General features: G+C 74.3%; 20 protein-coding genes and 1 pseudogene. 9 read left to right on the top strand and 12 right to left on the bottom strand.

The window, feature by feature from the left end:
- The first annotated feature begins 251 nt into the window (after positions 1 to 251).
- Both C892_RS0103415 and C892_RS0103410 read left to right on the top strand, forming a co-directional pair.
- Positions 252 to 755, top strand: a complete 504-nt coding sequence (locus tag C892_RS0103415; RefSeq protein WP_017556071.1) for a MaoC family dehydratase — start codon at positions 252 to 254, stop codon at positions 753 to 755.
- On the top strand, positions 752 to 1,576 hold the full coding sequence (locus C892_RS0103410) for an HpcH/HpaI aldolase/citrate lyase family protein (RefSeq protein WP_017556070.1): 825 nt from the start codon (positions 752 to 754) through the stop codon (positions 1,574 to 1,576). Before C892_RS0103415 ends, C892_RS0103410 begins: the two co-directional genes overlap by 4 nt.
- 130 nt (positions 1,577 to 1,706) lie before the next feature.
- Here C892_RS0103410 and C892_RS0103405 read toward each other — a convergent pair whose 3' ends face one another.
- Positions 1,707 to 2,660: a LysR family transcriptional regulator gene (locus tag C892_RS0103405; protein ID WP_040685259.1), complete on the bottom strand. Its 954-nt coding sequence runs from the start codon at positions 2,658 to 2,660 to the stop codon at positions 1,707 to 1,709.
- 139 nt (positions 2,661 to 2,799) lie between these two features.
- Here C892_RS0103405 and C892_RS0103400 point away from each other — a divergent pair, with 139 nt between their 5' ends.
- The gene (locus C892_RS0103400) at positions 2,800 to 3,804 is read left to right on the top strand and encodes a YeiH family protein (RefSeq protein WP_026124115.1); all 1,005 of its coding nucleotides are present in this window, start codon (positions 2,800 to 2,802) and stop codon (positions 3,802 to 3,804) included.
- 317 nt (positions 3,805 to 4,121) lie between these two features.
- On the top strand, positions 4,122 to 4,892 hold the full coding sequence (locus C892_RS0103390) for a DUF4389 domain-containing protein (protein WP_017556066.1): 771 nt from the start codon (positions 4,122 to 4,124) through the stop codon (positions 4,890 to 4,892).
- 161 nt (positions 4,893 to 5,053) lie between these two features.
- On the opposite strand, the gene C892_RS0103385 is transcribed toward C892_RS0103390, so the two are convergent.
- The 6 genes from C892_RS0103385 to C892_RS0103360 all read right to left on the bottom strand — a co-directional run bounded on the left by C892_RS0103385 (position 5,054) and on the right by C892_RS0103360 (position 11,860).
- Positions 5,054 to 6,460 (bottom strand): xylulokinase, encoded by a 1,407-nt coding sequence (locus tag C892_RS0103385; protein WP_017556065.1) that lies wholly within the window; start codon positions 6,458 to 6,460, stop codon positions 5,054 to 5,056.
- A gap of 102 nt (positions 6,461 to 6,562) precedes the next feature.
- On the bottom strand, positions 6,563 to 7,510 hold the full coding sequence (locus tag C892_RS0103380; RefSeq protein ID WP_017556064.1) for a PfkB family carbohydrate kinase: 948 nt from the start codon (positions 7,508 to 7,510) through the stop codon (positions 6,563 to 6,565).
- A gap of 123 nt (positions 7,511 to 7,633) precedes the next feature.
- Positions 7,634 to 8,485: a carbohydrate ABC transporter permease gene (locus C892_RS0103375; RefSeq protein WP_017537912.1), complete on the bottom strand. Its 852-nt coding sequence runs from the start codon at positions 8,483 to 8,485 to the stop codon at positions 7,634 to 7,636.
- Entirely contained in the window at positions 8,482 to 9,438 is a 957-nt protein-coding gene (locus C892_RS0103370; protein ID WP_017556063.1) for a carbohydrate ABC transporter permease, read from the bottom strand. Before C892_RS0103370 ends, C892_RS0103375 begins: the two co-directional genes overlap by 4 nt.
- On the bottom strand, positions 9,435 to 10,805 hold the full coding sequence (locus C892_RS0103365) for an ABC transporter substrate-binding protein (RefSeq protein ID WP_017556062.1): 1,371 nt from the start codon (positions 10,803 to 10,805) through the stop codon (positions 9,435 to 9,437). Before C892_RS0103365 ends, C892_RS0103370 begins: the two co-directional genes overlap by 4 nt.
- Positions 10,806 to 10,834: 29 nt before the next feature.
- Positions 10,835 to 11,860: a zinc-dependent alcohol dehydrogenase family protein gene (locus C892_RS0103360; protein ID WP_017556061.1), complete on the bottom strand. Its 1,026-nt coding sequence runs from the start codon at positions 11,858 to 11,860 to the stop codon at positions 10,835 to 10,837.
- 196 nt (positions 11,861 to 12,056) lie between these two features.
- Between C892_RS0103360 and C892_RS0103355 the strand changes: the two genes are divergently transcribed.
- On the top strand, positions 12,057 to 12,989 hold the full coding sequence (locus C892_RS0103355) for a sugar-binding transcriptional regulator (RefSeq protein ID WP_193374737.1): 933 nt from the start codon (positions 12,057 to 12,059) through the stop codon (positions 12,987 to 12,989).
- A gap of 527 nt (positions 12,990 to 13,516) precedes the next feature.
- Here the strand turns inward: C892_RS0103355 and C892_RS0103345 are convergent.
- The 3 genes from C892_RS0103345 to C892_RS0103335 all read right to left on the bottom strand — a co-directional run bounded on the left by C892_RS0103345 (position 13,517) and on the right by C892_RS0103335 (position 17,162).
- A complete protein-coding gene (locus C892_RS0103345) occupies positions 13,517 to 14,986 on the bottom strand; it encodes an amidase (RefSeq protein ID WP_017556059.1) in 1,470 nt (489 codons plus the stop codon).
- A complete protein-coding gene (locus C892_RS0103340; protein WP_017556058.1) occupies positions 14,983 to 16,392 on the bottom strand; it encodes an amidohydrolase in 1,410 nt (469 codons plus the stop codon). Before C892_RS0103340 ends, C892_RS0103345 begins: the two co-directional genes overlap by 4 nt.
- A gap of 131 nt (positions 16,393 to 16,523) precedes the next feature.
- Positions 16,524 to 17,162, bottom strand: a complete 639-nt coding sequence (locus tag C892_RS0103335) for a TetR/AcrR family transcriptional regulator (RefSeq protein WP_017556057.1) — start codon at positions 17,160 to 17,162, stop codon at positions 16,524 to 16,526.
- Positions 17,163 to 17,286: 124 nt separating this feature from the next.
- Between C892_RS0103335 and C892_RS0103330 the strand changes: the two genes are divergently transcribed.
- Positions 17,287 to 17,787 carry a DnaJ family domain-containing protein gene (locus C892_RS0103330; RefSeq protein ID WP_017556056.1) on the top strand — a complete coding sequence of 167 codons (501 nt, stop codon included), beginning with the start codon at positions 17,287 to 17,289 and terminating at the stop codon, positions 17,785 to 17,787.
- Between the two features lie 91 nt (positions 17,788 to 17,878).
- Here the strand turns inward: C892_RS0103330 and C892_RS32715 are convergent.
- Positions 17,879 to 18,643, bottom strand: a pseudogene (locus tag C892_RS32715) (helix-turn-helix domain-containing protein); the annotation flags it as partial.
- Between C892_RS32715 and C892_RS0103325 the strand changes: the two are divergent.
- Entirely contained in the window at positions 18,626 to 19,066 is a 441-nt protein-coding gene (locus C892_RS0103325) for a VOC family protein (RefSeq protein WP_026124114.1), read from the top strand. The pseudogene C892_RS32715 and the gene C892_RS0103325 overlap by 18 nt on opposite strands.
- 85 nt (positions 19,067 to 19,151) lie before the next feature.
- On the opposite strand, the gene C892_RS0103320 is transcribed toward C892_RS0103325, so the two are convergent.
- Entirely contained in the window at positions 19,152 to 19,859 is a 708-nt protein-coding gene (locus tag C892_RS0103320) for a sulfotransferase family protein (protein WP_017556054.1), read from the bottom strand.
- Between the two features lie 112 nt (positions 19,860 to 19,971).
- On the opposite strand from C892_RS0103320, the gene mmuM reads away from it, so the two are divergent.
- Together mmuM and C892_RS29900 are read left to right on the top strand one after the other, a co-directional pair.
- Positions 19,972 to 20,865: a homocysteine S-methyltransferase gene (gene mmuM, locus C892_RS0103315; RefSeq protein ID WP_017556053.1), complete on the top strand. Its 894-nt coding sequence runs from the start codon at positions 19,972 to 19,974 to the stop codon at positions 20,863 to 20,865.
- A 115-nt stretch (positions 20,866 to 20,980) separates the two neighbouring features.
- Positions 20,981 to 23,113: a serine/threonine-protein kinase gene (locus C892_RS29900; protein ID WP_051060463.1), complete on the top strand. Its 2,133-nt coding sequence runs from the start codon at positions 20,981 to 20,983 to the stop codon at positions 23,111 to 23,113.
- Positions 23,114 to 23,146: the final 33 nt, after the last annotated feature.

Raw genomic sequence — 23,146 nt, 5'->3', positions numbered from 1 at the left:
CGTCGGTCCGATCTAGCGCGCGGCGCGGGCACGGCTCGTGCGCGTAGGGGGTGGGCGTCGGGGTGAAGCGTCGGATCGGACTCTATTCCTCTCAGAAGGCGCACGCATGCCGTGCTCCGCCGAAAATTCGCGACACGGACACACGTCCCTCAGAGGGGAGCTCCCGGGCCGGGCGGCGCGGAGGCGGTGTGCAAGCATGGCGAAGTGATCACGGGCACACCCCGCCCGGAACGGCTCGACGAGGAGGCGACGTGGAGGAACGCGGTCCGGAGGCGACCCCTGAGCGGATCGTGCAGCGCGGCCTGTACTACGAGGAGCTTAAGGAGGGCGCGGTCTACGAGCACCGGCCCGGACGCACCGTCACCGAGGCGGACAACACCTTCTTCAGCACCCTCACCATGAACCCGCAGAGCCTGCACCTGGACGCCCACTTCAGCGCGTCCACCGAGTTCGGGCGTCCGCTGGTGAACAGCCTGTTCACCCTCTCCACACTGGTGGGGCTGAGCGTGGCCCAGCTGACCCAGGCCACCACCGTGGCCAACCTGGGCTTCGGGGAGATCGCCTTCCCCCGCCCCGTCTTCCACGGGGACACGCTCTACGCCGAGACGACGGTGCTGGAGAAGCGGCTCTCCTCCTCCCGCCCGGGCAACGGCGTCGTGAAGTTCGAGCACCGCGCCCTGAACCAGGACGGCGAACTCGTCGCGCGCGCTCAGCGCAGCGCCCTGATGCTGTGCAAGCCGGAGGGGGAGCGATGACCGGCGGTCCCGACATCCCCGGCCCGGCGCTGCTGTTCTGCCCGGGTGACCGGCCCGACCGCTATGCCAAGGCCGCGGCCCGCGCCGACGCGGTCATCATCGACCTTGAGGACAGCGTCGCCCCCGACGCCAAGGACGGCGCGCGGGAGCAGCTGTCCCAGGCCTGGCCGCAGCTGGACCCGGAACGGACCATCGTCCGCGTCAACCCCTTCGGCAGTCCGTGGTGGGAGCAGGACGCGCGCGCGGTGCGGGAACTGGGCGTGCGGTTCGTGATGCTGCCCAAGGCCGAGGGGGCGGGGCCCGTGCGCGCGCTGGAGCCGGCCCGGGTGATCGCGCTGTGCGAGTCGGCCGCAGGCGTCCTGGCCGCCCCCGCAATCGCCGCAGAGCCCGGGTGCGCCGCGCTCACCTGGGGAGGCGAGGACCTGATGGCCGACCTCGGCGGGGCGTCGAGCCGCCGTTCAACCGGGGGCATGCACGACGTGGTGGTGCACGCGCGCTCCTCGGTCCTGATCGCCGCGGCGGCGCACGGCAAGCCCGCGGTCGACACGGTGTACCTGGACATCGCGGACCTGGACGGGCTGGCCTCGGAGGCGCGCGAGGCGGCCGAGACCGGTTTCAGGGCCAAGATGTGCATCCACCCCGGCCACGCCGAGCCCATCCGGGAGGCCTTCCGCCCGCCCGAGGAGGAGGTGCGCTGGGCGCGCGGCGTCCTCAAGGCGGCCGAGGAGAACCCTTCGGGGGTGTTCCGGTACGAGGGACGCATGATCGACGCGCCCCTGCTGGGCCAGGCGCGGGCGGTCCTCCGCCGGGCCGGGGAGTGAGGAGCCCTCAGTAGGCCCGGGGTTCGGGCGCGGTCCCCCTCTGCCGGAGGCAGAGGGAGCCGTGCCCGAACCCCTCGGCGCCCCTCGGCCTTGTGCGCCCACGGGCTGAGGGGCGGCGGGCCGCAGCCCGTCACTCCCCTTCGGCGGAGATCTCGACGAGGAGGTCGGCCGGGGGAACCGGCCGGGTGTGCGGGCGGCGCACGGCACGCAGCGGGCGGTGCAGGTCGACGCCGCCGACCGGGACTTCCCGCAGGCGGCCGTCGGCCAGTTCGGCGGCGACGGCGAGTTCGCTGAGCACGGCCGGCGCCGCCCCGCTCTGGACCGCCACCTTCACCGCCGCGTTCGAGGGCAGCTCCAGTGCCGGGGGTTCCGGGTCGGCGCCGAGCGCCGAGCGCAGCGCCTGTTCCAGGGTCGTGCGCGTCCCGGACCCGCGCTCGCGGGTGACCAGGGCCGTCCCGGCCAGGGTGCGGGCGGGCAGGGGGCGGCTCCGCGCGGCCCACGGGTGCCCCGGCGCGACGACGGCGACCAGGCGGTCCCGGCGCACCAGGCGCCGGTCGAGCCCGTGCGGGGCGTCCAAGGACTCCACGAAGCCCAGGTCGGCGTCGCCGTCGCGCACCCGCTGGGCGACCTCCTCGGAGTTGAGCACCTCGAGCGCGACCGCCACCTCCGGCGCCCGTTCGCGCAGGCGCGCCAGCCACCCCGGGACCAGGTACTCGGCCACGGTCATGCTGGCCGCAAGGCGCAGCGTGGCCCTGCGGTCCCGGCGCAGCGCCGCGACGCCGCCGGTCAGGTCGCGGGCGGCGTCCAGGACGGCCTGGGACCAGTCGGCGACGGTGCGCCCCTGCGGGGTGGGCCGGGAGCCGCCGGTGGTGCGCAGCAGGAGGGGGACGCCCAGCTCGCGTTCGAGGGTGTCCAGCCGCCGTCCGGCGGAGGCCTGGGTGAGCCCGGCGCGGGCGGCGGCCCGGCCGATGCTGCCCTCCTCCACGACCAGCAGGAACAGTTCGATGCTGGCGAGGTCGGGCCACGTGCGGTGGGCCCCTGCTCCCGCCCCCGGCGCGCCGTTGCGCGGGTGGCCGTTGGTCATGCGGTCACTGTAGGCCACCCGCCCGGTGGAGGGAGGATTCATGCAGTGACTGCATGTCCTCCCGCGGATTCGGCGGCTACCGGGAGGCGGCGGGCGGCGGGACGGTGGGGGCATGCTCAGAAAGTCCCCTTCCCCTCAGGTGCCCCGAATCCCGGAGCGCTACGTCCGCTTGCTTCCCGGGGCCGCGCTGACCGCGGCCGGAGTGGCGGCCGCGCTGGTGCTGCACGCGTTCGTCCCGGACGTCGGTGCCCTGGTCGCCGCACTGATCCTGGGGGCGGTGCTGGCCAACACGGGCCTCGTCCCCGACCGGGCACGGCCCGGCCTGAAGGCGGCGGTGAAGACGCCGATGCGGGCGGGGATCGTGCTCCTGGGGCTGGGCCTGTCGCTGCCGTCCGTGCTGGCACTGGGCGGGCCCGTCCTGCTGGTGGTGGCCGGCGGGCTCGTGGCGACCTTCGTCGCGACCGTGGCCCTCGGGCGCGTGATGGGGATCGGGCCTGAGCGCAGGATGCTCATCGCCGCCGGGGTGTCGGTGTGCGGGGCGTCGGCCGTGGCCGCGGCCAACGATGCCGTGGGCGGCGACGACGATGACGTGGCGACCGCGGTCGGACTGGTGACCGTGTTCGGGACCATCGCGATTCCGGTGCTGCCCGCCCTCGGGGCGGCGTTCGGGCTGGGCCCCGACCTGACGGGGATGTGGATTGGCGCGAGCGTCCACGAGGTCGGCCAGGTGGCGGCGGCAGCGGGCGCGGTGGGAGGAACGGCGCTGGCCGTCGCGGTGGTGGTGAAACTGACCCGGGTCGTGCTCCTGGCGCCGCTGATGGTCGCCCTCGGGGCCTGGCGGAGGCGCACGGCGACCGGTCCCCCTGAGCGGGGGAGCGGTCACCGTCCGCCGCTGGTCCCGCTCTTCGTCGTCGGCTTCCTCGTGGCGGCGGCGGTCGGCGGCAGCGGCCTGCTCCCGGAGGAGGCGCTGGCCCTCGGGGAAGCGCTGCAGACGGTACTGCTCTCGGCGGGCCTGTTCGCGATGGGGACCGGGGTGCACCTCCCGACCCTGGCGAAGAGCGGAGCCCGCCCCCTGGCACTGGGAGCCGCCGCGAGCACGTTCATCGCGACACTGACCCTCGCCGGCCTGATCGCGGTCGCCTGAGGCCCCTCCGGCCGCGCGTCCGACCCGATCAGAGGGACAGAGGCTCAGAGCACCGCGTCCTCCGCCGCATAGTCGAGGAACCTCTCGGTGAACGAGGCATCCACGATCGCCTCGTCACCCTCGCCCTTCTCAACGGCTCTGCGGTGGTGCGGACGGAGTGCCCGAAGGTCCCCGGATCGAGGGCGGTTCACCCCTAATCGGGTGGCGTTCGTGCGCGGTCCACTGGAGACCGCTGCAACCGACCGCCGTCATCCCGGGGGGACGGCCGATCACATGGCCTTACGCAGGACCATCCCCTGTGTCTGGAGGGCATCGAGATGTCGACCACCCCGGTCCGGGTCGAAGGCGACCTGGACAACCCGAGCCGCTGGATGTGGCTGGTCAAGTGGCTCCTGGCGATACCGCACTACATCATCCTGTTCTTCCTGTGGCTGGCCTTCCTGGTGCTCACGATCGTGGCGTTCGTCGCGATCCTGATCACCGCGCGCTACCCGGGCTGGATCTACCGCTTCAACCTCGGGGTGTTGCGGTGGTCGTGGCGCGTGGACTTCTACGGCTACAACGTGCTCGGCACCGACCGGTACCCGCCCTTCACCCTCGGGCCGGCCCCCGACTACCCTGCGCGCCTGGACATCGCCGAGCCCGGAGAGCTCTCCCGGGGGCTGGTCCTGGTCAAGTGGTGGCTGCTCGCCCTCCCCCACTACCTGGTCCTCACGGTCTTCTTCAGCGGGCTGGCGTTCGCCGTTGGCAACGGCTTCGACAAGGGCTTCATGACAGAGGAGTCCGCGGACACGGCCGCCTCGGACGCGATGGCGGTCGGCATCGGCCTGGTGCCGGTGCTGGTGCTGATCGTGGCGGTCGCGCTGCTGTTCACGGCACGCTACCCGCGGGGGCTGTTCGACTTCCTGATGGGCATCGCCCGCTGGTGGTTCCGCGTCGCGGCCTACGCCTTCCTCATGACCGACACCTATCCGCCGTTCCGCATCGACCTGGGGTCGCGCGAGCCGGTAGGAGTCGAAGCGGAACAGGCACCGCCCCCTGAGGCGCCCCCTGAGGCGCCGCCCGAGGGACCCACAGGCATGGCGTGACCTCCCATGCGTTTCGACCCTAGGGGCGAAGACAGGTGCTGCTCCCGCAGCATCGCCGACCGGATGGCGAGCGAATGCGCAGGGGGCCGGTCTTTTGCCCGGCCCCCCGCGTCCTCAGCGGGCCCGGACCACACCGCCCGAGCCGCGCACGCCACCCGTGATCACGGGTTCTGGGCCTGCAGGTGCGCACGTACCTCGGCGTAGCGCTCCCTGACCTCCGGGGCGGCCTCACCGGTCCACTCCTCGGTCTGTGCACCCGTGCCCCACTCAGGGGGCTCGGCGCCGCCGAGCAGGGCCCACGCCGCCTGCCGCGCGGCGCCGTCGGCGACGTACTCGCTGTCCTCGGGCACCAGCACGGGGCGCCCGAACACCTGGGGCGCCAGCGTCTTCACGGCCTCAGAGCGCGCGCCGCCGCCGATGAGCAGCACCCGCTCCACCGGGACGCCGTTGTCGGCCAGCGCGTCCACGGCGTCGGCCAGGCCGCACAGCATGCCCTCCACGAACGCCCGCGCGATGTTGGCCGGGCGCAGGTTCGCACCGGTGATGCCGTCCAGCCGCCCGGCGGCCTCCGGAAGGTTCGGCGTGCGCTCGCCCTCCAGGTAGGGCAGCAGCACCAGCCCTTCGGCCCCCGGCCCGGCCGAGAGGACCAGCCGGTCGAACTCCTCGCGGCCGACCTGCAGGGCCGTCGCCCCGGCCTCCAGCACGCGCGCCGCGTTGAGCGTGCACACCAGGGGCAGGAAGCCCCCGGCGGCGTCGGCGAACCCGGACACCAGCCCGCGCTCGTCGGCGGTGGGCCGCGGCACCGAGGCGAAGGCGGTGCCCGAGGTGCCCACCGACACCGCAACGTCGCCCGGGCGCAGCCCCAGCCCCAGGGCCGCGCCCATGTTGTCCCCGGTGCCCACGCCGGCCGCCCGCAGCGCCTCCCGCCCCGGGGCGGGGGCGCACTCCAGCGCTTCACCGGGGCCGGCGACGCGGGGCAGCAGCAGCTCCCGGCCGAACGCCAGGCGCACCAGGTCGTCGCGGTAGGCGCCCTCGCCCGGCGAGAAGTAGCCGGTCCCCGACGCGTCGCCGCGGTCGGTCACGGCCTCCTGCGCGCCGGTGATGCGCCGCGTCAGCCAGTCGTGCGGCAGGACGGCCCGCACGGCCCGGGAGGCGTTCTCCGGCTCCTGCTCGGCCAGCCAGCGCAGCTTGGCCACCGTGAAGCTGGACACCGGGACGCTGCCCACCGCGTCCGCCCACGCCTTGGGGCCGCCCAGCTCGGCGACCAGGTCGGCGGCGGCGCCCGCGGCACGGGTGTCGTTCCACAGCAGGGCCGGGCGCACCACCCGGTCCTGCTCGTCCAGGGCCACCAGGCCGTGCTGCTGGGCGGCGACCGCGATCGCCTCGACGCCCTCCAGCAGCCCGCCGGACGCGGCCTCCTGGAAGGCGCGCCACCAGGCCTCGGGGTCGACCTCGGTGCCGTCGGGGTGCGGGGCGCGGCCCGTGCGCACGAGTGCGCCGTCCTCGGCGCGCCGCACGACGATCTTGGTGGCCTGCGTCGAACTGTCGACGCCCGCTATGAGTGCCATGGGATCTCCCTCAGGGGACGGGGTGCGCTCCTTCGGCCCGGGAAGCGCTCCGAGGTGCAAGGGGCGGAGCGTTCCCCGGGTGCGGCCAGCGAGGCCCGCACTTCAGGAGACCGCCTTGCCGAACGCGGTGTCCACCTCGTCCCGCGTGGGCGGGGAGGAACCGGCGCGCGTGCACGCCAGGGCGGCCGCGTTCGCGGCGAACCCCAGCGTCTCGGCGGCCTCCTCGGGCCCGAGCCCTTCCAGGGCCGCCGGACTCGCCAGGAATCCGCGGCGCTCCAGCTCGGACAGGTAGGCGCCGATGAAGGCGTCGCCCGCTCCCACGGTGTCGACCACCTCCACCGGCGGCGCGGAGGCCCGGATCGGCTCGTGCCCGGGCGTCACCGCCACGGCCCCCTCGCCGCCCAGGGTGACCAGCGCCAGGCGCAGGCCGTGCTCCTCCACCAGGGCCTGGGCCGCCTCCACCGGGGACTGCTCGGGGAAGAGCAGCGCCAGGTCGTCGGCGCTGGCCTTGAGCACGTGCGCCACATCGCACCACGCGCGCGCGTTGTCCCGGTAGGCGTCCATGTCCGGGCAGGCGACGGCGCGGACGTTGACGTCGTAGGAGACCACGGTGTCCCCGCGCCGCGCCCTGAGCCACGACCGCAGCACCGAGGCCCCCGGCTCCAGCACCGTGGCCAGGGTCCCCACGTGCACGCACGAACCGCCGGTGGCGGAGGGCAGTTCCTCGGGCGACCACTGCCAGTCCGCGGTGCCCTGGGCGTAGAAGGTGTACTCGGCCGAGCCCGCCCCGTCGACCGCGACGAAGGCCAGGGTGGTCTGCTCGGGGGCGTCCACCGCCCAGCGCAGGTCCACCCCGTTCCCCTCCAGGTGGGCGCGGAGCATCCGGCCGAAATGGTCCCCGGACAGGCGGCAGAGCAGGGGCGCGGGCGCCCCCAGCCGGTTCAGCGCGATGGCGGCGTTGGCGGCGCCGCCGCCCGGCAGCGCCCTCCAGTCGCCGGCGGACTCCCCGGGGATGAGGTCCACGAGCGCTTCGCCGCAGACGATGATCATGTGTCTCCCGACGTTCGGAGGTCCCGGTGCCGCGGCGCTCGCCGCGGCACCGGGACCGGGACTATCCGACGGTCCCCCATCATGGCGGGGCCGCCGCGGGCGGGGCGCCGCGGCCCCCGCCCGTCATTTCACCGCGCCCATGGACAGGCCGCGCACCAGCTGCCGCTGGGCGGTCCAGCCCACCACCACGATCGGCAGCGAGGCCATCACGGCGGCCGCGGACAGCTGCGCCACGAACAGCCCCTCACTGGTGATGAAGCCGGTCAGGAACACCGGGACGGTGGCGGCCTGGGCGGCGGTGAGGTTGACCGCGAAGAAGAACTCGTTCCAGGCGAAGATCGTGCAGATCAGTGCGGTCGCCGCGATGCCGGGCGCCATCACCGGCAGCATCACCGACCACAGGATCCGCGGCAGGCCCGCGCCCTCGACCCGTGCGGCCTCCACGATCGCCCCGGGCACCTCCAGGAAGAAGGACCGCAGCATCCACACCGCGATGGGCAGGTTCATCGCCGTATAGAGCACCACCAGCGTCCACACGTTGTCCAGCATGGACAGGTGCGAGGCGGCCACGTAGATGGGCACCACGACGGCCACCACCGGCAGCATCTTCGTGGAGATGAAGAAGAACAGCACGTCCTGGGTGCGCTTCACCGGGGCGACCGACAGCGCGTAGGCGGCGGGCAGGCCCAGCACCAGCACCAGCAGGGTCGAGGCCAGCGTCGCGATCAGGGAGTTGCCCACGTACGGCAGGAAGTCGGCGTCCAGGACCGCCGAGAAGCGGTCCAGCGTCGGCTGGAAGAACAGCGTCGGCGGATCGGTCGCCGCCTGGTTCTCCTCCTTGAAGGCGGTCAGCACCAGCCACAGCACCGGCGAGACGAACACCAGCGCGATCACCCAGGTGGCCGCGGTCAGGGCGGTGCCGCGCGCGCTCGCGCGGGCGCGTCGTGCCGGACGCGGGGGGCTCACGGCGGTCACGTTCTCGCCTCCTGTGCGTTCATGAAGGTGCGGAAGATCAGCCGCAGCGCGAGGGTGGCCACGATGATGGTGCCGACCACCACCACGACGCCCATGGCCGCCGACTGGCCGATGTCGAACCCGAGGAAGGTCCGCTGGTAGATGTAGAAGGGCAGGTTGGAGCTGGCGGTCCCCGGACCGCCCTGGGTCATCATGTAGATCGTGTCGAAGGTGTTGACCACGTAGATGGACCCCAGGAGCACACCCAGCTCGATGTAGCGGCGCAGGTGCGGCAGGGTGACCCAGACGAACATCTGCCACCGGGACGCGCCGTCGACCTGGCCCGCCTCGATCACGTCCTTGCCCTGGCTCTGCAGGCCCGCCAGGACCAGCAGGGCCATGAACGGCGTCCACTGCCACACCAGGGCGACCACCACCGAGAACACCGGCGACTGCGAGGCCCAGTCGGTCCCGCCCGCCCCGAACGGCGCCAGCACGAAGTTGACCAGCCCGAACACCGGCTCGAACATGATGTGCTTCCACAGCAGCGCGGTGGCCACCGGCAGCACCAGGAACGGGGTGATGACCAGGGTGCGCACCACCCCGCGCCCCCGGAACGGCCGGTCCAGCAGCAGCGCTAGGCCGATCCCCAGGAGCATCGCCACCACCACGCACGAGGCGGTGATCAGCACCGTGTTGGCCGCGGCCCCGAGGAACTGGCGGTCGGTGAACACCCCCGCGTAGTTGGCCAGGCCCACCCACGCCTGGGAGTCCGGGCGCAGCAGGTTCCATGACCGGAGCGAGTAGACGATCGTGGCCAGGAACGGAAGCTGGGTGGTGACCAGCAGGAACACCAGTGCGGGCAGGAGCGGGGCGCGCCGGGCCCACCCGTTGGCGCGCGGGGGCCGGTCCGGTCCCGTCCGCCGCGCCGGCGCCGCGGGCGCCTCCGGCGCGGGCGCGGTCGCAGCGCTCATCGTTCGTCCTCCTTGTAGGTGTCGCCGACGTCCTCGGCGTAGCGCTGGCTCTGGGCGAGCGCCTCCTCGACGGTGACCTGCCCGGCGATGGCGGCGCTGAGCTGCTGGCTGACCCGGGTGCCCAGGTCCTGGAACTCGGGGATGGCGAGGAACCCGATGCCGTGGTAGGGGACCGGCCGTGTCGTCGGTTCGGCGGGGTCGGCCTGCTCGATGCCCTCCAGCATGGGGTCGGCGTAGGCGCCGGCGGCCTCCTGGTACTCGGGCTCGGCGAAGGTCGAGAGCCGGTTGCCGGGCGGGACCCGCTGCCAGCCGTACTCCTCGGCGACCAGGCGGATGTAGTCCTTGTCGGTCATCCACTCCAGGAACGCCCAGGCCTCCTCCTTGTGCTCGGAGGTGGAGGGGATCCCCAGCGACCAGGTGTAGAGCCAGCCGCCGTAGTCGGACTCGGACACCGGCGCGGGGGCGTAGCCGTTGAGCCCGGCCACCGTCCCGGCGCTGTCGTCCTCGATGGTGCTCACCATGGAGGTGGAGTCGTAGAACATCGCCGCCCGCCCCTGGGCGTAGCGGTTCAGGCAGTCGCCGAATCCGCTGTTGGCCGCCCCGGTCTGGCCGTGCTCGCGGGTGAGGTCCACGTAGAACTCGGCGGTGCGGCGGAACTCGGGCGAGTCCAGCTCGGCGTTCCAGTCCTGGTCGTACCAGCGCCCGCCGAAGGTGTGGAGCATGCTGTTGAACGGGCTGAGCATCTCGCCCCAGCCGGCCAGGCCGCGCATGCAGATCCCGGAGACGCCGGGCTCCACGCCGTCGAGCTCGGCGGCCAGCTCGGCCACCTCGTCCCAGGTGGGGTTCTCCGGCATCTCGACGCCGGCCTGGTCGAAGAGGTCCTCGCGGTAGGCCAGGAAGGAGGACTCCCCGTAGAAGGGCACCGAGTACATGTCGCCCTCGTAGGACAGGTCCTCGCGGATCGAGGGGATGAAGTCCCCGTCGTCGTAGCCGGGGGAGTCGTCGATGTAGGGCTGCAGGTTCTCCAGCCAGCCGTACTCGGCCCACTGGGCCGTCTCGTAGTTGCTGATCATCACCGCGTCGAACTCGCCGCCGCCGGTCGCCACCGAGGTGGTGATCTTGGCGCGGGCCTCGTTCTCCGGGAGCGAGACGAAGTCGACCTCGATCCCCGGGTTCTCCCGGCGGAAGCGCTCTTCCAGCGAGATCGCGTCCTGCATCTGGGGGTTGGAGACGATGGCGACGGTCAGCCGGACGGAGTCGCCGCCGGAGCCGGTGGCCCCGGCGCCGGCGCATCCGGTGAGCAGCAGCCCGGCCGCGGCGACGGCGAAGGCGCGGGCGGCGGCGCGGGCGAAGGGGGTGGGGTGCACTGTGCTGCCTCTTCCGATCGCTTCGGGGGTCAGGCGGTGCCGCCGTCGCCGTGGGCGCCGTCCTCGTCGGGGACGACCTGGATCTTCACTCCGGCCCCTGAGCGCATCATGCTCAGCGCCTCGGGGAACTTCTCCAGCGGCAGCGCATCGGTGAGCAGCGGGGCGGTCTCGATCGCGCCCGAGCCGATCAGGTCCACGGCGGGGCCGAAGCTGTTGAGCACCGCCATGGAGCCGACGATGGTGATCTCGTCGTTGTAGACGCGGAACGGCGACAGCGACACCAGCGCGTCGTCGGCGGCGACCCCGAACACCAGGAGGCGGCCGCCCCGGCGCAGCGCCGAGAAGGCGGCCTCGATGGCCGGGGGAGCGCCCGTCACGTCGATCGCGGCGTCGAAGCGCTCGTCGGCGAGGTCGGCGGTGTCGGCGGCGGTCGCCTCCGCGCCCAGGCCGGCGGCGATGGACAGCCGCCGGGTGTTGCGGTCGACGACGGTGACGCGCGCGCCGGAGCGCTGCAGGAGCTGCTGCAGGAGCAGGCCCATCGTGCCCGCGCCCACCACCAGGAAGCGCTCGCCGACCTGCGCGCCGATCCGGCGCAGCCCGTGCACCGCGCAGGAGAGCGGTTCGACCAGGGCGCCCTGGCGCAGGGTCATCGTGTCCGGGATGCGGTAGCAGTTGGCCGCGGGGACGGACGCGTACTCGGCGAAGGCGCCGTCGACGGTGTCGCCGATCGCGCCCCAGTTCGCGCAGAGGTTGCCGCGGCCGGCGCGGCAGTAGGTGCAGTGGCCGCAGAACAGGGACGGGTCCACGGCCACCCGGTCGCCGGGGCGCAGGCCGCCGGGGGCGCCCTCGCCGACGGCGGTGACGGTCCCGGCGAACTCGTGCCCGGGGACCAGGGGGTAGGGGCTGGGCGGGAACTCGCCGTCGGCGATGTGCAGGTCGGTTCCGCAGATCCCGCAGGCGCCGACGCGGACCACCACCCCGCCGGGGGCGGGGGCGGGGTCGGGCCTCTCGCCCACGCTGACGGTTCCGGGCTCGTCGATGATGGCGGCACGCACGAGGGGTCTCTCCAGGGGTCGGGGGTGGCGTGACCGGGGACGCTCATGTGAGCGTCCTGGATCACAGATGTTTCGTGTATTGAAAACCCAAGCGAAACACGGTGTCAATGCGTCTCGCTCGATCGAGTACACTGCTGCGCATATGAGCGAACGGCGGAGTGAGGCGCCGGAGGCCGCCGCGGGCGGCCCCGCGGAGATGGTGCGGCTGGCCGCGATCGCGCGCAGGTTCTACCTGGACGGGCGGTCGAAGGTGGAGATCGCCGAGGAGTTCGGGCTGAGCCGCTTCAAGGTGGCCCGGGACCTGGACACGGCCCGCGGCGCGGGGATCGTGCGCATCGAGGTGCGCCTGCCCGCGCGGCTGGACGGTGAGCTGTCGGAGCGGCTCCGGCAGGCCTACGGGCTGCGCCGGGCGATCGTGGTGGAGGCCGCCGAGGACCCGGTGGAGACCCGCAGGGCGCTGGGCGCGGCGGCGGCGCGGCTGCTGCCGGAGATCGTGCGCCCCGGCGAGGTGCTGGGTCTGGCCTGGAGCCGGGTGCTGCAGGCGGTGGGCGCCGAACTGGCCGAGCTTCCCCGGTGCACGGTCGTTCAGCTGAACGGGGTGCTCTCGGAGTTCGCCGACGGCGGCGGCTCGGTGGAGACGGTCCGCCGGGCGGCGTCGCTGTCGGGCGGACCGGCCTACCCGGTCTATGCCCCGCTGATCCTGCCCGACGCGGCCACGGCCGCGACGCTGCGCGCGGACCCCGGTATCGCCTCGGCCTTCGCCCACTACGACCGGCTCACCACGGCGGTGGTCGCCATCGGCGGCTGGGACGAGCACAACTCCACGGTGTTCCAGTCCCTGGACCCGGACTCCCGCGCGCGCTACAGCGGCCTGGGGGTGCAGGCGGAGGTGTCGGCGCAGCTGATCGACGCCGAGGGGCGGCCGGTCCACTGCGATCTGGACGAGCGGGTGATCAGCATCCGGGCCGAGCAGCTGCGCAAGGTCCCCGAGGTGGTCGCCGTCGCCGGAGCGGGCGACGAGGCCAAGGCCAGGGCGATCGGTGCGGCGCTCAAGAGCGGCCTGGTGTCGACCTTGGTGACGGACAGTGCGGTTGCGCAGGCTCTACTGGAGGACCGTCCCGAGGGGTGACTCGGGGCCGCCCGGCCGCTGCGGCTCCTTCCCGGACCGTCCTCCCTGTACCGGCCTCCCCGCGTCGGCCGCAGCCCTTGACCTCAACTCAGGTCGATGTCCCAGGATCGGTGCCCATGCGGACCTCAGGACCTCGTCCTCCGCGAACCGGTCGAACTGGACCTCCCACAGGGCGAGGCGAGAGGCGAGGGGCAGGGCGTGATGGGCGGCCTGGCGGGCCCTCATCGGCTGCGCGGCCATGAGTTCATAGGCCTGTTCGGGGTCGGCGCTCGCCTTGATCCTCTCTGCCAGTTCTTCTGGAGTCATGGAATCCTCTTGGAGGAGGCCTGTAAGGGCGTCGTTCGCGCCTTCCACCGTCTCCGGGAATCCGATGGGAAGAAAGTCCTCAGGCTGCGATCGGTTCGTGTCTCCAGCGCTCTGGAGGCGCGAACCGATCGCCGTGCCAGCGCTCTGCGTTTTGTCATAGTTGAATCTACATCGTCAAGGCTGCACTGAGGTTGCGCTGAAGAGTCCTCCGGGCAGATGCATCAGCTCAGTCCCGGGCGCCGACGTCCATACCCCGTGGCGGCCTCGAACGCCGCGGCCATCCCGAGGAGCCGCCGTTCCGCCCTGTGCGGGCCCACCATCTGGACGCCCACGGGAAGCCCCTCGCCGGTGAAACCGCCCGGGACGGAGAGCGCAGGGCAGCCGGTCGCCGAGACCCAGTAGCACGACGCCATCCATTCCAGGTAGTCGCCCATGGGCCGTCCCGCCACCTCGGCGGGGTACTCGGCCCCGGCATCGAAGGGCGGCACCTGGCTCACCGGGAGCAGGAGCAGGTCGTACCGCTCGAAGAAGAGACGGAACCGGTGGTAGAGCCCGGCCAGGCCCTGCTTGGCGCGTCCCACCCGCTCGCCGCTCAGTGCGGCCCCCGCCGCCGCGTTGCGCACCACCGCCTCCTTGACCGCGCCCGGGTGCGCCTCGATCACCGGGCCCCACGCCAGATGGAACTGCCACGCGCGCAACGTCCGGAAGACGCCGTCCGCTCCGGAGAAGTCCGGCACCGCCTCTTCGACCGCGGCGCCGAGCCCCTCCAGGGTCCGGGCCGCCGCGGTGACGACGGCCGCCGCCTCGGGGGCGACCGGCAGCGCCCCGCCGAAGTCCGGCGCCACCGCGACCCGCGCCCCGCGCACCTCCGCGGGCCAGGGATCGGCGAACACCCGGCCCGGTTCGCCCAGCGCCATCGGCGCCCGCGGGTCGGGCCCTGCGATCACCGACAGCAACAGGGCCGCGTCCGCCACCGACCGGCCCATCGGCCCGGGCGTGGACAGCGTCTCCCACGGCATCGCCGACGGCCACGCCGGGACCCGGCCCGGTGAGGGCCGCAGTCCGACCACGTTGGTGAACGAGGCCGGGTTGCGCAGCGATCCGCCCATGTCCGAGCCGTCGGCGATCGGGTGCATCCCCGCGGCCAGGGCCGCCGCCCCACCGCCGCTGCTGCCCCCGGCCGAGCGGGAGGCGTCGTAGGGGTTGCGGGTGGTGCCGAACACCGGGTTGAAGGTGTGCGAGCCCGCAGCGAACTCCGGCACGTTCGTCTTACCGACCACGATCGCCCCTGCGGCCCGCATCCGCTCCACCACCAGGTCGTCCGCCTCGGGGACGTGGTGGGCGAAGACCGGCGAGCCCAGGGTGGTACGCACCCCCGCCGTCGCATGGGTGTCCTTGACCGCCACGGGGAGCCCGTGCAGCGGGCCGGGGACGGCCCCCGAGGCCAGGCGCTCGTCCGCAGCCGCGGCCTCCTCCAGCGCGCGCTCTGCGCAGAGTGTCACCACCGCGTTCACGCGGGGGTTCACCTCGGCGATCCGGTCCAGGTGCGCCGCGACGACCTCGCGGGCCGACACGCGCTTCTCCTGGAGCATCCGCGCCAGCCCCACGGCGTCCCGTTCGTGCAGGGCGCCCGCGCTCCGAGCGGCACCGGTCCCGTGCGTGCGGGCCGACGCGGTCCCGTCCCCGCTCATCGCAGCCGCTCCAGGGGGTCCTCGACGGTGTGGGCATCGAAGGAGCGCCGCAGGTCCAGGTACTCCTCGGTGCCCAGCTTGGGGCCGGAATCGGCGATGACCCGCTCGGCTCCGGCCGCGCCGTCGGCCAACAGGTCGACCACGGTCATCGCCATGGCCTTGGCCGGGGCCACGGCGGCCGCCTCGTGGTCGGCGGTGTGGAAGGCGGGCCCGTGGAAGGGCGCGTCGCACCCCGAGGCCGACCACGGGTGCAGCACCGGCATGAGGAACCCCAGGTCGCCCATGTCGGTCGAGCCGCCCATGGACCCGGCGTCGCGCACCACCTCCCCGGCGCCGAACAGTTCGACGCAGTTGGCATAGGCGAGGTCGGCGAAGGGGGCGTCGGGCCGCAGCGGCAGGTAGGCGCCCACGGTCTCGATCTCCAGGCGCACGCCCAGCGCCAGCGCTCCGGCGCGCAGGGCGCGGTCGACCTTGTCCGACGCGTCCTGCATCGCCTCGACGGTGGCGGCCCGCACCATCACCTCCATGCGCGCGCTGGCCGGAACGGCGCTCACGGCCTCGCCGCCGGTGAGGATCTGGCTCACCCGCACCGCGTCGGCGTCGCGGAAGGTGTCGCGCTGGGCGTCGATGGCGGCGAGGGACAGGGTGGCGGCCTTCAGGGCATTGGCCCCGTTCCAGGGGGTGGCGCCGGCGTGGGCCGCGGTTCCGTGGAAGGTCACCCGCTTGACCAGGGACCCGTTCGCCGTCATGGACACCGACATGGCCGGGGACGCCACGGCGGGGCCGGCGTGCACCATCATCGCCATGTCCACGCCGTCGAAGGCGCCCAGCCTGACGAGTTCGGGCTTTCCGACGATGAACTCCAGGTCCCCGGCGGCGCGGCGGTCCAGTCTCCAGTCGACCTCGATGCACTCCTCGGCGGGGACGGCCATCAGCGCCGCGTCCCCGTCGAGGCGGTCCATGACCGGGGCCAGGCCGTAGGCGGTGCCGAGCAGGGAGGCGATCTGGGCGTTGTGCCCGCAGGCGTGCGCGGCTCCGGTGGCGGGGTCGGCGCAGGGGTGGTCGGCGACCAGCAGCGCGTCGAGTTCGCCCAGGACGGCGACGGTGCGGCGGTGGGCGCGCCCGTCCATCCGCGCCGCGACGCCGGTCCCGGCCATCCCCGACCGGGGCTCCAGCCCCATGGCGGCGAACCGGTCGCGGACCAGGCGGGCGGTCCGCTCCTCCCGGAAGCCGGTCTCGGGGTTGTGCAGGACCTCGCGGGAGACCGCGGTGATCTCCCCGGCGCGCCGGTCGATCTCGGCGCATACGGCGGCCTTGAGCTCGGTGCGTGCAGTGCGTGCGGCGGGTGCGGTGTGTTCGTTCTCCGCGGGTTCCGCGTCGCTGGGTTCCGATTCGGTGGGGGACATGGCGTCCTTTCGTCGCGGTGGCGGCGTGGCATCTACCTACCCTTCAGCGGGCGCGGATCCGGCGGCGCGGCGCCCGCCTCGGCCCAGGGCGATGAAGGGGGGCGGTGGAGGTCCGCCCGCCCGGGCGGGCCTCAGCCGTGCCCCGGTGTCCCGTCGTCGGCGGGGACGCAGGCGTCGAAAAGGGCGCCCGTGTGGTATTCGGCCACGGCGAGCGCGCGCTCAGGGGTGATGCGCCCGGTGAGCACGTCGGTGCCCAGCCCGTGGGTGAGGGCCAGGAGCCGGGCGGCCTCCAGGGCCGGGTCCTGTTCGGGGCTCAGGGCGCCTTGGGAACGGGCCTCCTCCAGCAGTGCGGCCAGTTGGCCTTCCAAGCGCTGTGGGCCGGAGACGAACGGCTGCTCGGCGAGGGCGGGGTCGGTCATCGCCAGGACCGCGAAGGAGGTCCAGAGGAGGTGGAAGACCCGGCTCTCCTCGTCCGTGGGCAGCGCTTCCTCGAGGAAGGCGCGGACGCGGGCGCGGGGCGCGGCGGGCACCGGGAGCCCGGCCAGGCGCTCGGACCAGCGGCGGTGGCTGCGCTCTTCGAGGTGGACCAGGGCGGCGTGCATCAGCCCGGCCTTGGTCGAGAAGTAGTACTGCACCAGGCGCAGGGAGACCTGGGCCTCGGCGGCGACCGACCGCATGGTGACGGCGTGCAGGCCCTCGCGTGCGGCGGTGCGCACCAGGGCGTCGCAGATGTCGGTCCGCCGTCGGGCGTGGTCGACGGTGCGGGGCACGTGCGTGCTCCTTTCCCAGGGGCTCCGGCCGTGGTTATGATACAGGCGTATCATGAAGTGTGGGCGCCGCGCGGAGGCGACCGGGCGCGGCGGGACGGCGGAGCACGGAAACGGGGGAGCGGCCATGACCGAACGCAAGCCCGCGGGGATGGAGTGGGAGTCCTGGGCCGACCAGCAGGTCCGCCGGGCGATGGACCGCGGTGAGTTCGACGGCCTGCCCGGGGCGGGCAAGCCCATCCCGGACATCGACCGCCCGCGCGACGCCCTGTGGTGGGTGCGGCGCAAGACCGAGGAGGAGGGGGTGGCGCCGCTGCCGCCGGCGCTGCGCGTGCGCAAGGAGGCCGAGGAGGCGCGGGCCGCCGCCGTGGGCGCCCGCACCGAGGACGAGGCCCGCCGGATCATCGCCGGGATCAACGAGCAGATCGTGCGCACCGTCAGGTTCCCCACCTCCGGCCCGCCGCTGAACATGATGCCCTTCGACGTCGAGGAGGTCGTGGCCGAGTGGCGGGAGAAGAACGCCGAGGCCCGGCGGCGTCTGGAGGAGCAGCGCGCCGAGCGCGCGCGGGAGGCGCTGCGGGCCTCCGACGGCAGGCGCAAGCGCCGCTGGTGGAACATCTTCGGCTGAGCTCCCGCGGCCGGGGCGACCCGGCCGAGCGGGCGTCGGGCCGGGGCGGCGGCGGGGCCCCGCCGCCGGCGGCGCGTTCACGCAGCAGGACCGCGGGAGTGAGCCCGGACATCCTGCGCACCTCGCGGGTCAGGTGCGGCTGGTCGGCATAGCCGGCCTGCGCCGCCAGGTCCGCCGCCCGCAGGTCGGGCGCGGCGTCGGCCAGGGCCAGGAAGCGCTGCAGGCGCATGACGCGCTGCAGCGCCCGCGGGTCCAGCCCGGTCGCGTCGGCCAGCAGCCGCCGCAGGTGGCGCTCGGAGACCCCGGCGGACTCGGCGGCGCCGCGCACCGAGGGGGCCGGCGCCCCCGGGCCGGCCGGTGTGCCGAGCGCCCGCAGCGCCGCCCGCACACGGCCGTCCGCGCGGCGGTGGAGGGGAAGCTCCGGCGGGTCGCCGCACCACACCTGTTCGGCCAGGCGGCGGGCGGCGCCGGAGGGCAGGGCGTCCTCCAGAGGGACGTCCGCGTCCCGCAGGGGGCCCACCGGGCATCCGAGCGCGGCCCCGATCACCGCCGTGCGCAGGCGCAGCCCCCGCACCGTCCCGCCGGGGGCCAGGCGGGCCAGGGCCGGCTCGGCGGTCGGGCCGACGAGGCGGGCCTGGCCGTGCGCGGTGACCACCACGTCGGCGCACCCGTCGGGGAGCACCCGCTGGACGTATCCCCGCCCGGGGGCGATGGTCTGCTCCCAGGCGCACACGGCGGCCGGAACCGGGCCCGCTGGCGGGAACTCCCGGTAGGCCGATCGCGGCGCGTCCGTTTCGTTCAAGACACTCCTCCCCCCCTCCCCGCCATGATCGGACCCATGAACCAGTCGGTCCACTTCATCACCCTGTCCACGCTCGACCTCAACGCCGCCCGGTCCTTCTACGCCGACGGGCTCGGCTGGCGGCCGCTCTTGGACGTACCGGGGGAGATCATCTTCTTCCAGATCGCCCCGGGTACCGTCCTCGGCCTCTTCGAGTCCGGTGCCTTCGCCCGCGACATGGCGGGCGGCCCGGAGGACGCCCGGCTGGGCGGGCTGACCCTGGCCCACAACGTCGCCTCGCCCGAGGAGGTCGACGCCGTGGTCGCCCGGGCGGTGAAGGCGGGTGCCCGCCTGGTCAAGAGTCCGCAGAAGGCGGCCTTCGGCGGGTACCACGGCCACATCGCCGACCCCAACGGCGTGGTGTGGGAGGTCTGCCACAACCCCGGATGGAGCGTGGACGAGGACGGAACCGTGCGCCTGGCCCCGGTCGAGGACTGAGGCCCCGGGGCGGCCGCCGGCCTTCGGGGAGCCCCGGGGCCGGCGGCCGCCCTCTGCGGTCCGCGGTCCGCGCCTCGGGTGGCGCCTAGTAGGGCCGGCCGCCCCTCATCACGTTCCCCAGCCGTTCCTTCAGGTCCTCGGATTCGTTGAGGTGGGGGAAGGGCTCGTCCTCAGGGACGGGGACGCCGAGGAAGTCGCACAGCGGCTCCCACCCCTGGGCCGCCTCGAACACGAGCAGCCTGTCCTCGGGGACCCGCGAGCGCACGTACTCGATGTGGCGCTCGAAGGCCGCGACCGCCGTGGCCTCGTCGGGGACCTCGTCGGCGCCGACGCCGAAGGCCCCGCGCCACATGGTGCTCAGCAGCGTCTCGTGGAGCCTCCTCAGGTGCGCCGTGGTGGTCGCACCGGCCTCGTCCTCCTGCCCGGCGCCGCCGTGCTCCTCGCCGTCCACGGCGTCGAGCATGCGCGCGGACTGGAAGATGGTCTCAGAGGCGCTCTTGTACCACCGACGGGCGTCCCGGACGGTCAGGAGGATCTTGGCGTCGGGGTAGGCCTGGGACACCTCCTCCCAGAAGTACCCGGTCGGCCAGTCCACGGCCGACTCATACCCCTCATAGAGCCGGTCCCAGGACGCCTCCCCCTCGCCCGGGGTGAGCGACCAGAGGGCGCTCTGCTCGGGGCGGCTCATCACCTCGAACATGTGGTGGCAGGGCCCGAACCCCAGCCGCTCGAGCGCCGCCTTCATCGACAGTGTTCCGGTGCGCGGGTATCCCGCGCCGATGACTCGGAGCATGTGCACCGTCCTTGGAGAATCGCGCCGACCTCTCCTGGCCGGGCGGCGCCTCGAGCCTCTCCCCGGCGCAAAGGGCCTGCAAGGGTCCCTGCGCCGATCTAGAGTGGCGCCCATGGAAGCGCTGCTCAACGACCGCGGCGTCGTGGTCCTCGACGGCGGCCTGGCCACCAGGCTGGAGGAGTACGGGTGCGACCTGTCCGGGGAACTGTGGTCGGCGCGGCTGCTGGCGGACGCCCCCGAGCTGGTGCGCCGCGCCCACCGCGACTACTTCGAGGCCGGGGCGGACGTGGCGGTCTCGGCGTCCTACCAGGCCGGATTCGCCGCCTTCGCGCGCCAGGGGATCGGGCGCGACGAGGCGGCCGGGCTCATGCTCCGGTCGGTGCGCCTGGCCGCGCAGGCGCGCGACGAGGCGGGCGCAGGCCTGGTCGCCGCCGGGATCGGCCCCTACGGGGCGGCACTCGCCGACGGCTCGGAGTACACCGGGGACTACGGCCTGGACGCCCGCGCGCTGGCCGAGTGGCACCGGGAGCGCTGGATGCTGCTGGCCGGCTCCGGCGCCGACCTGCTCGCCTGCGAGACCGTTCCCTCCTTCCAGGAGGCGCGCGCCCTGGCGGAGCTGATGCGGGAGACACCGGAGGTGCCCGTGTGGGTGAGCTTCTCCGGCCGCGACGACGCGCACATCAGCGACGGGACGCCCATGGCCGAGTGCGCCGCGCTCTTCGCCGGGATGGAGCAGGTCGTCGCCGTCGGTGTGAACTGCACGCCGCCCCGGCACGCCGCACCCCTGGTGGCCGAGGCCGTCGCCGCCTCCGGGCGGCCGGGGGTGGCCTACCCGAACTCGGGTGAGTCCTGGGACCCGGCCGCCCGCGCCTGGACCGGCAGTGCCGACCCCGAGGCGTTCGCGGCCCGGGCCGACGCCTGGCGCACCGCCGGGGCGCGTCTGATCGGCGGCTGCTGTCGCACGGGCCCTGGCCACATCCGGCGGATCCGCGCTCACATGGGGTGATGTCGCGTCCCCGGGACTGCTGTGCGGAGTCCGGGGCCACTAAGGTTCTGTAAGCGACGCCTCCTGACGGCGCGCCGCGGGAGGGCGGGCGGCGGAGAAGCGAATAGGGGAGCGCATGACGGACGGACCCAGGACACTCGGCGGATTCACCCTCTACGGGGAGCTCGGGCGGGGCGGGTTCGGCACCGTTTACCTGGGGGTGGACGGCGAGGGCCGCCAGGCGGCGGTCAAGGAGCTGCACCCCCACATGCTGGAGGACGCCCACGCCCGCGAGCTGTTCCGCCGGGAGCTGGAGGCGGCCCGGGGCGTGCGCGGCTTCTGCACCGCATCGGTGCTGGACGCCGACGCCGACTCCGAGCGCCCGTGGATCGCCTCGGAGTACGTCGAAGGCCCGACCCTGCTGGAGCAGGTGGGCGACAGCGGGCCGCGGCACGGCGCCGACCTGGAGCGCCTGGCGGTGCACACCGCCACCGCGCTGGTGGCGATCCACGCCGCCGGGGTGGTGCACCGCGACTTCAAACCGGACAACATCCTGCTGGCCGACGACGGCCCCCGGGTGATCGACTTCGGCGTGGCCCGGCTGGCCGAGGCGGGCGCGGCCTCCACGGCCGCGGTCGGCACCGTCGGCTACATGGCGCCCGAGCAGCTGCGCGGCGACCGGATCACCGACCGGGCCGACGTCTTCGCCTGGGGCGCCACCATGGTCTACGCGGGGACCGGCGGGCAGGCCTTCCCCGGCCCCAACGTGGGCGCGCGCATGCTGCGGGTGCTCAAGGGCCCGGCCGAGACCGGGCCGCTGGAGGGGCACCTGCGCGCGATCGTGCTGCACTGCCTGGCCAAGGAGCCCCGGGACCGCCCCACCGCCCGCGGCCTGCTGGACATGCTCACCGGGGCCGAGCAGGTGCCGCCGGTCCCCGAGGCGGCCGGCGCCGCCCCGGAGCCCACCGTCCGCTCGGCGCCGCCGCCCCGCCCGGCGGCCCCGCCCGAGCTGGACACCCAGGCCTTCGCCGCCACCCAGGCGGCCCCGGTCGCGACGGGGGAGGCCGAGGAGCGGCCGCCCGCGTCGCCGTCCGGCCCGCCGCGCCCGCGCACCGCGCCCGACCGCTGGTCCGACCCGACCGGCGCCCCCGCCCGCGAGGGCCCCGACCCGCGCGCCCGGCTCGCGGCCGCGGAGCGCCACCTGCTCCTCGGGGACGCCGCGGCCGCCGAGGAGCCCCTGCACCGGGCGATCGCCGATTTCGACCGGACCGGCGACGCGGGCCGGGCCGACTACGCGCGCATCCTGCTGGGCGACCTGCACAACGTGGGCGGGCGGCACGAGGAGGCCTGGCGGCTGCTGGACACGCTGCGCGAGCGCTTCGAGCGCGCGGGCAAGCGCGTGCACCTGGCGCGGTGCCTGCGCGGCATGGCGCTGCTGGACCACGGCGCGGTCTGGGAGGGGCGCTCCGGAAGCGGCCTGGGGGCGCTGGTGGGCGGTCTGCTCACCGGCCAGCGGGGGCGCGACCCGTGGCGCCCGGAGGCCCGCCTGGAGCTGGCCGAGCGCTCGCTGCAGATGTTCCACGAGCTCGACCACGGCAGGGAGAGCGCCCGAACGCGGCTGGTGCTGGGCCAGGTGCTCAGCGAGGCCGGCGAGGGCGAGCGGGCGGTGGCCGCCTTCTCCCAGGCGGTGAGCGGTTTCGAGGCGCTGGGCGACCGGTGGTGGGAGGCCCGTGTGCGGCGCATCGCCGCCCAGACGCGCTTCCACGCGGTGATGGAGCCGCAGATGGCGGTGGGCGTGTACACCGGGCCGCCGCGCGAGGGGCAGGAGCTGTCGACGGTGCTGGACCACGCCCGGCGCGCGGTGCGGCTGTGCGGCCGGACCGGCGACCACCGGGGCCGCATCGCCTCCCAGATCGTGCTGGCGCGCGCGGTGTGGGCGACGCTGGGCCACGAGGGCGCGCAGGCGCTGCAGGCCGCCGACATCCCGGGGACCTCCACCCCCTCGTCCGGGCCGGGCAGCTCGGCCCAGACCGCCTGGTACGAGCGGATGACCACCTCTGAAGAGGTGGAGGCGCTCCTGGAGACCAGCGCCGCCGAGGCGCGGGGGCAGGGCCTGGAGGAGCTGGCCGACCAGGCGCGCCTGTGGCAGGACCGCTTCTTCCACGAGAGCCCGGGCGTGCACGTCCAGGGGTGGGAGCTGCACAAGAAGCCCAAGGACGTCCCCTTCGCGGAGAGCGGCCTGACGCGGGGCGACCGCTGCGCCGTGTGACGCCCGCGCGGCCCGGCTCCGTGCCGGGGACGT

Origin of the sequence: Nocardiopsis baichengensis YIM 90130 (genome assembly GCF_000341205.1) — a bacterium.
Lineage (GTDB): Bacteria > Actinomycetota > Actinomycetes > Streptosporangiales > Streptosporangiaceae > Nocardiopsis_A > Nocardiopsis_A halophila.
This window is presented reverse-complemented; position numbering and strand designations above follow the sequence as displayed.

What these genes read in the sequence shown, in the direction of transcription:
- C892_RS0103410 (WP_017556070.1), top strand. Translation starts at nt 752, where the DNA reads ATGACCGGCGGTCCCGACATCCCCGGCCCGGCGCTGCTGTTCTGCCCG.
- C892_RS0103405 (WP_040685259.1), bottom strand. Translation starts at nt 2,660, where the DNA reads ATGACCAACGGCCACCCGCGCAACGGCGCGCCGGGGGCGGGAGCAGGG.
- C892_RS0103390 (WP_017556066.1), top strand. Translation starts at nt 4,122, where the DNA reads ATGTCGACCACCCCGGTCCGGGTCGAAGGCGACCTGGACAACCCGAGC.
- C892_RS0103385 (WP_017556065.1), bottom strand. Translation starts at nt 6,460, where the DNA reads ATGGCACTCATAGCGGGCGTCGACAGTTCGACGCAGGCCACCAAGATC.
- C892_RS0103380 (WP_017556064.1), bottom strand. Translation starts at nt 7,510, where the DNA reads ATGATCATCGTCTGCGGCGAAGCGCTCGTGGACCTCATCCCCGGGGAG.
- C892_RS0103370 (WP_017556063.1), bottom strand. Translation starts at nt 9,438, where the DNA reads ATGAGCGCTGCGACCGCGCCCGCGCCGGAGGCGCCCGCGGCGCCGGCG.
- C892_RS0103355 (WP_193374737.1), top strand. Translation starts at nt 12,057, where the DNA reads ATGGTGCGGCTGGCCGCGATCGCGCGCAGGTTCTACCTGGACGGGCGG.
- C892_RS0103345 (WP_017556059.1), bottom strand. Translation starts at nt 14,986, where the DNA reads ATGAGCGGGGACGGGACCGCGTCGGCCCGCACGCACGGGACCGGTGCC.
- C892_RS0103340 (WP_017556058.1), bottom strand. Translation starts at nt 16,392, where the DNA reads ATGTCCCCCACCGAATCGGAACCCAGCGACGCGGAACCCGCGGAGAAC.
- C892_RS0103330 (WP_017556056.1), top strand. Translation starts at nt 17,287, where the DNA reads ATGACCGAACGCAAGCCCGCGGGGATGGAGTGGGAGTCCTGGGCCGAC.
- C892_RS0103325 (WP_026124114.1), top strand. Translation starts at nt 18,626, where the DNA reads ATGAACCAGTCGGTCCACTTCATCACCCTGTCCACGCTCGACCTCAAC.
- C892_RS0103320 (WP_017556054.1), bottom strand. Translation starts at nt 19,859, where the DNA reads ATGCTCCGAGTCATCGGCGCGGGATACCCGCGCACCGGAACACTGTCG.
- mmuM (WP_017556053.1), top strand. Translation starts at nt 19,972, where the DNA reads ATGGAAGCGCTGCTCAACGACCGCGGCGTCGTGGTCCTCGACGGCGGC.
- C892_RS29900 (WP_051060463.1), top strand. Translation starts at nt 20,981, where the DNA reads ATGACGGACGGACCCAGGACACTCGGCGGATTCACCCTCTACGGGGAG.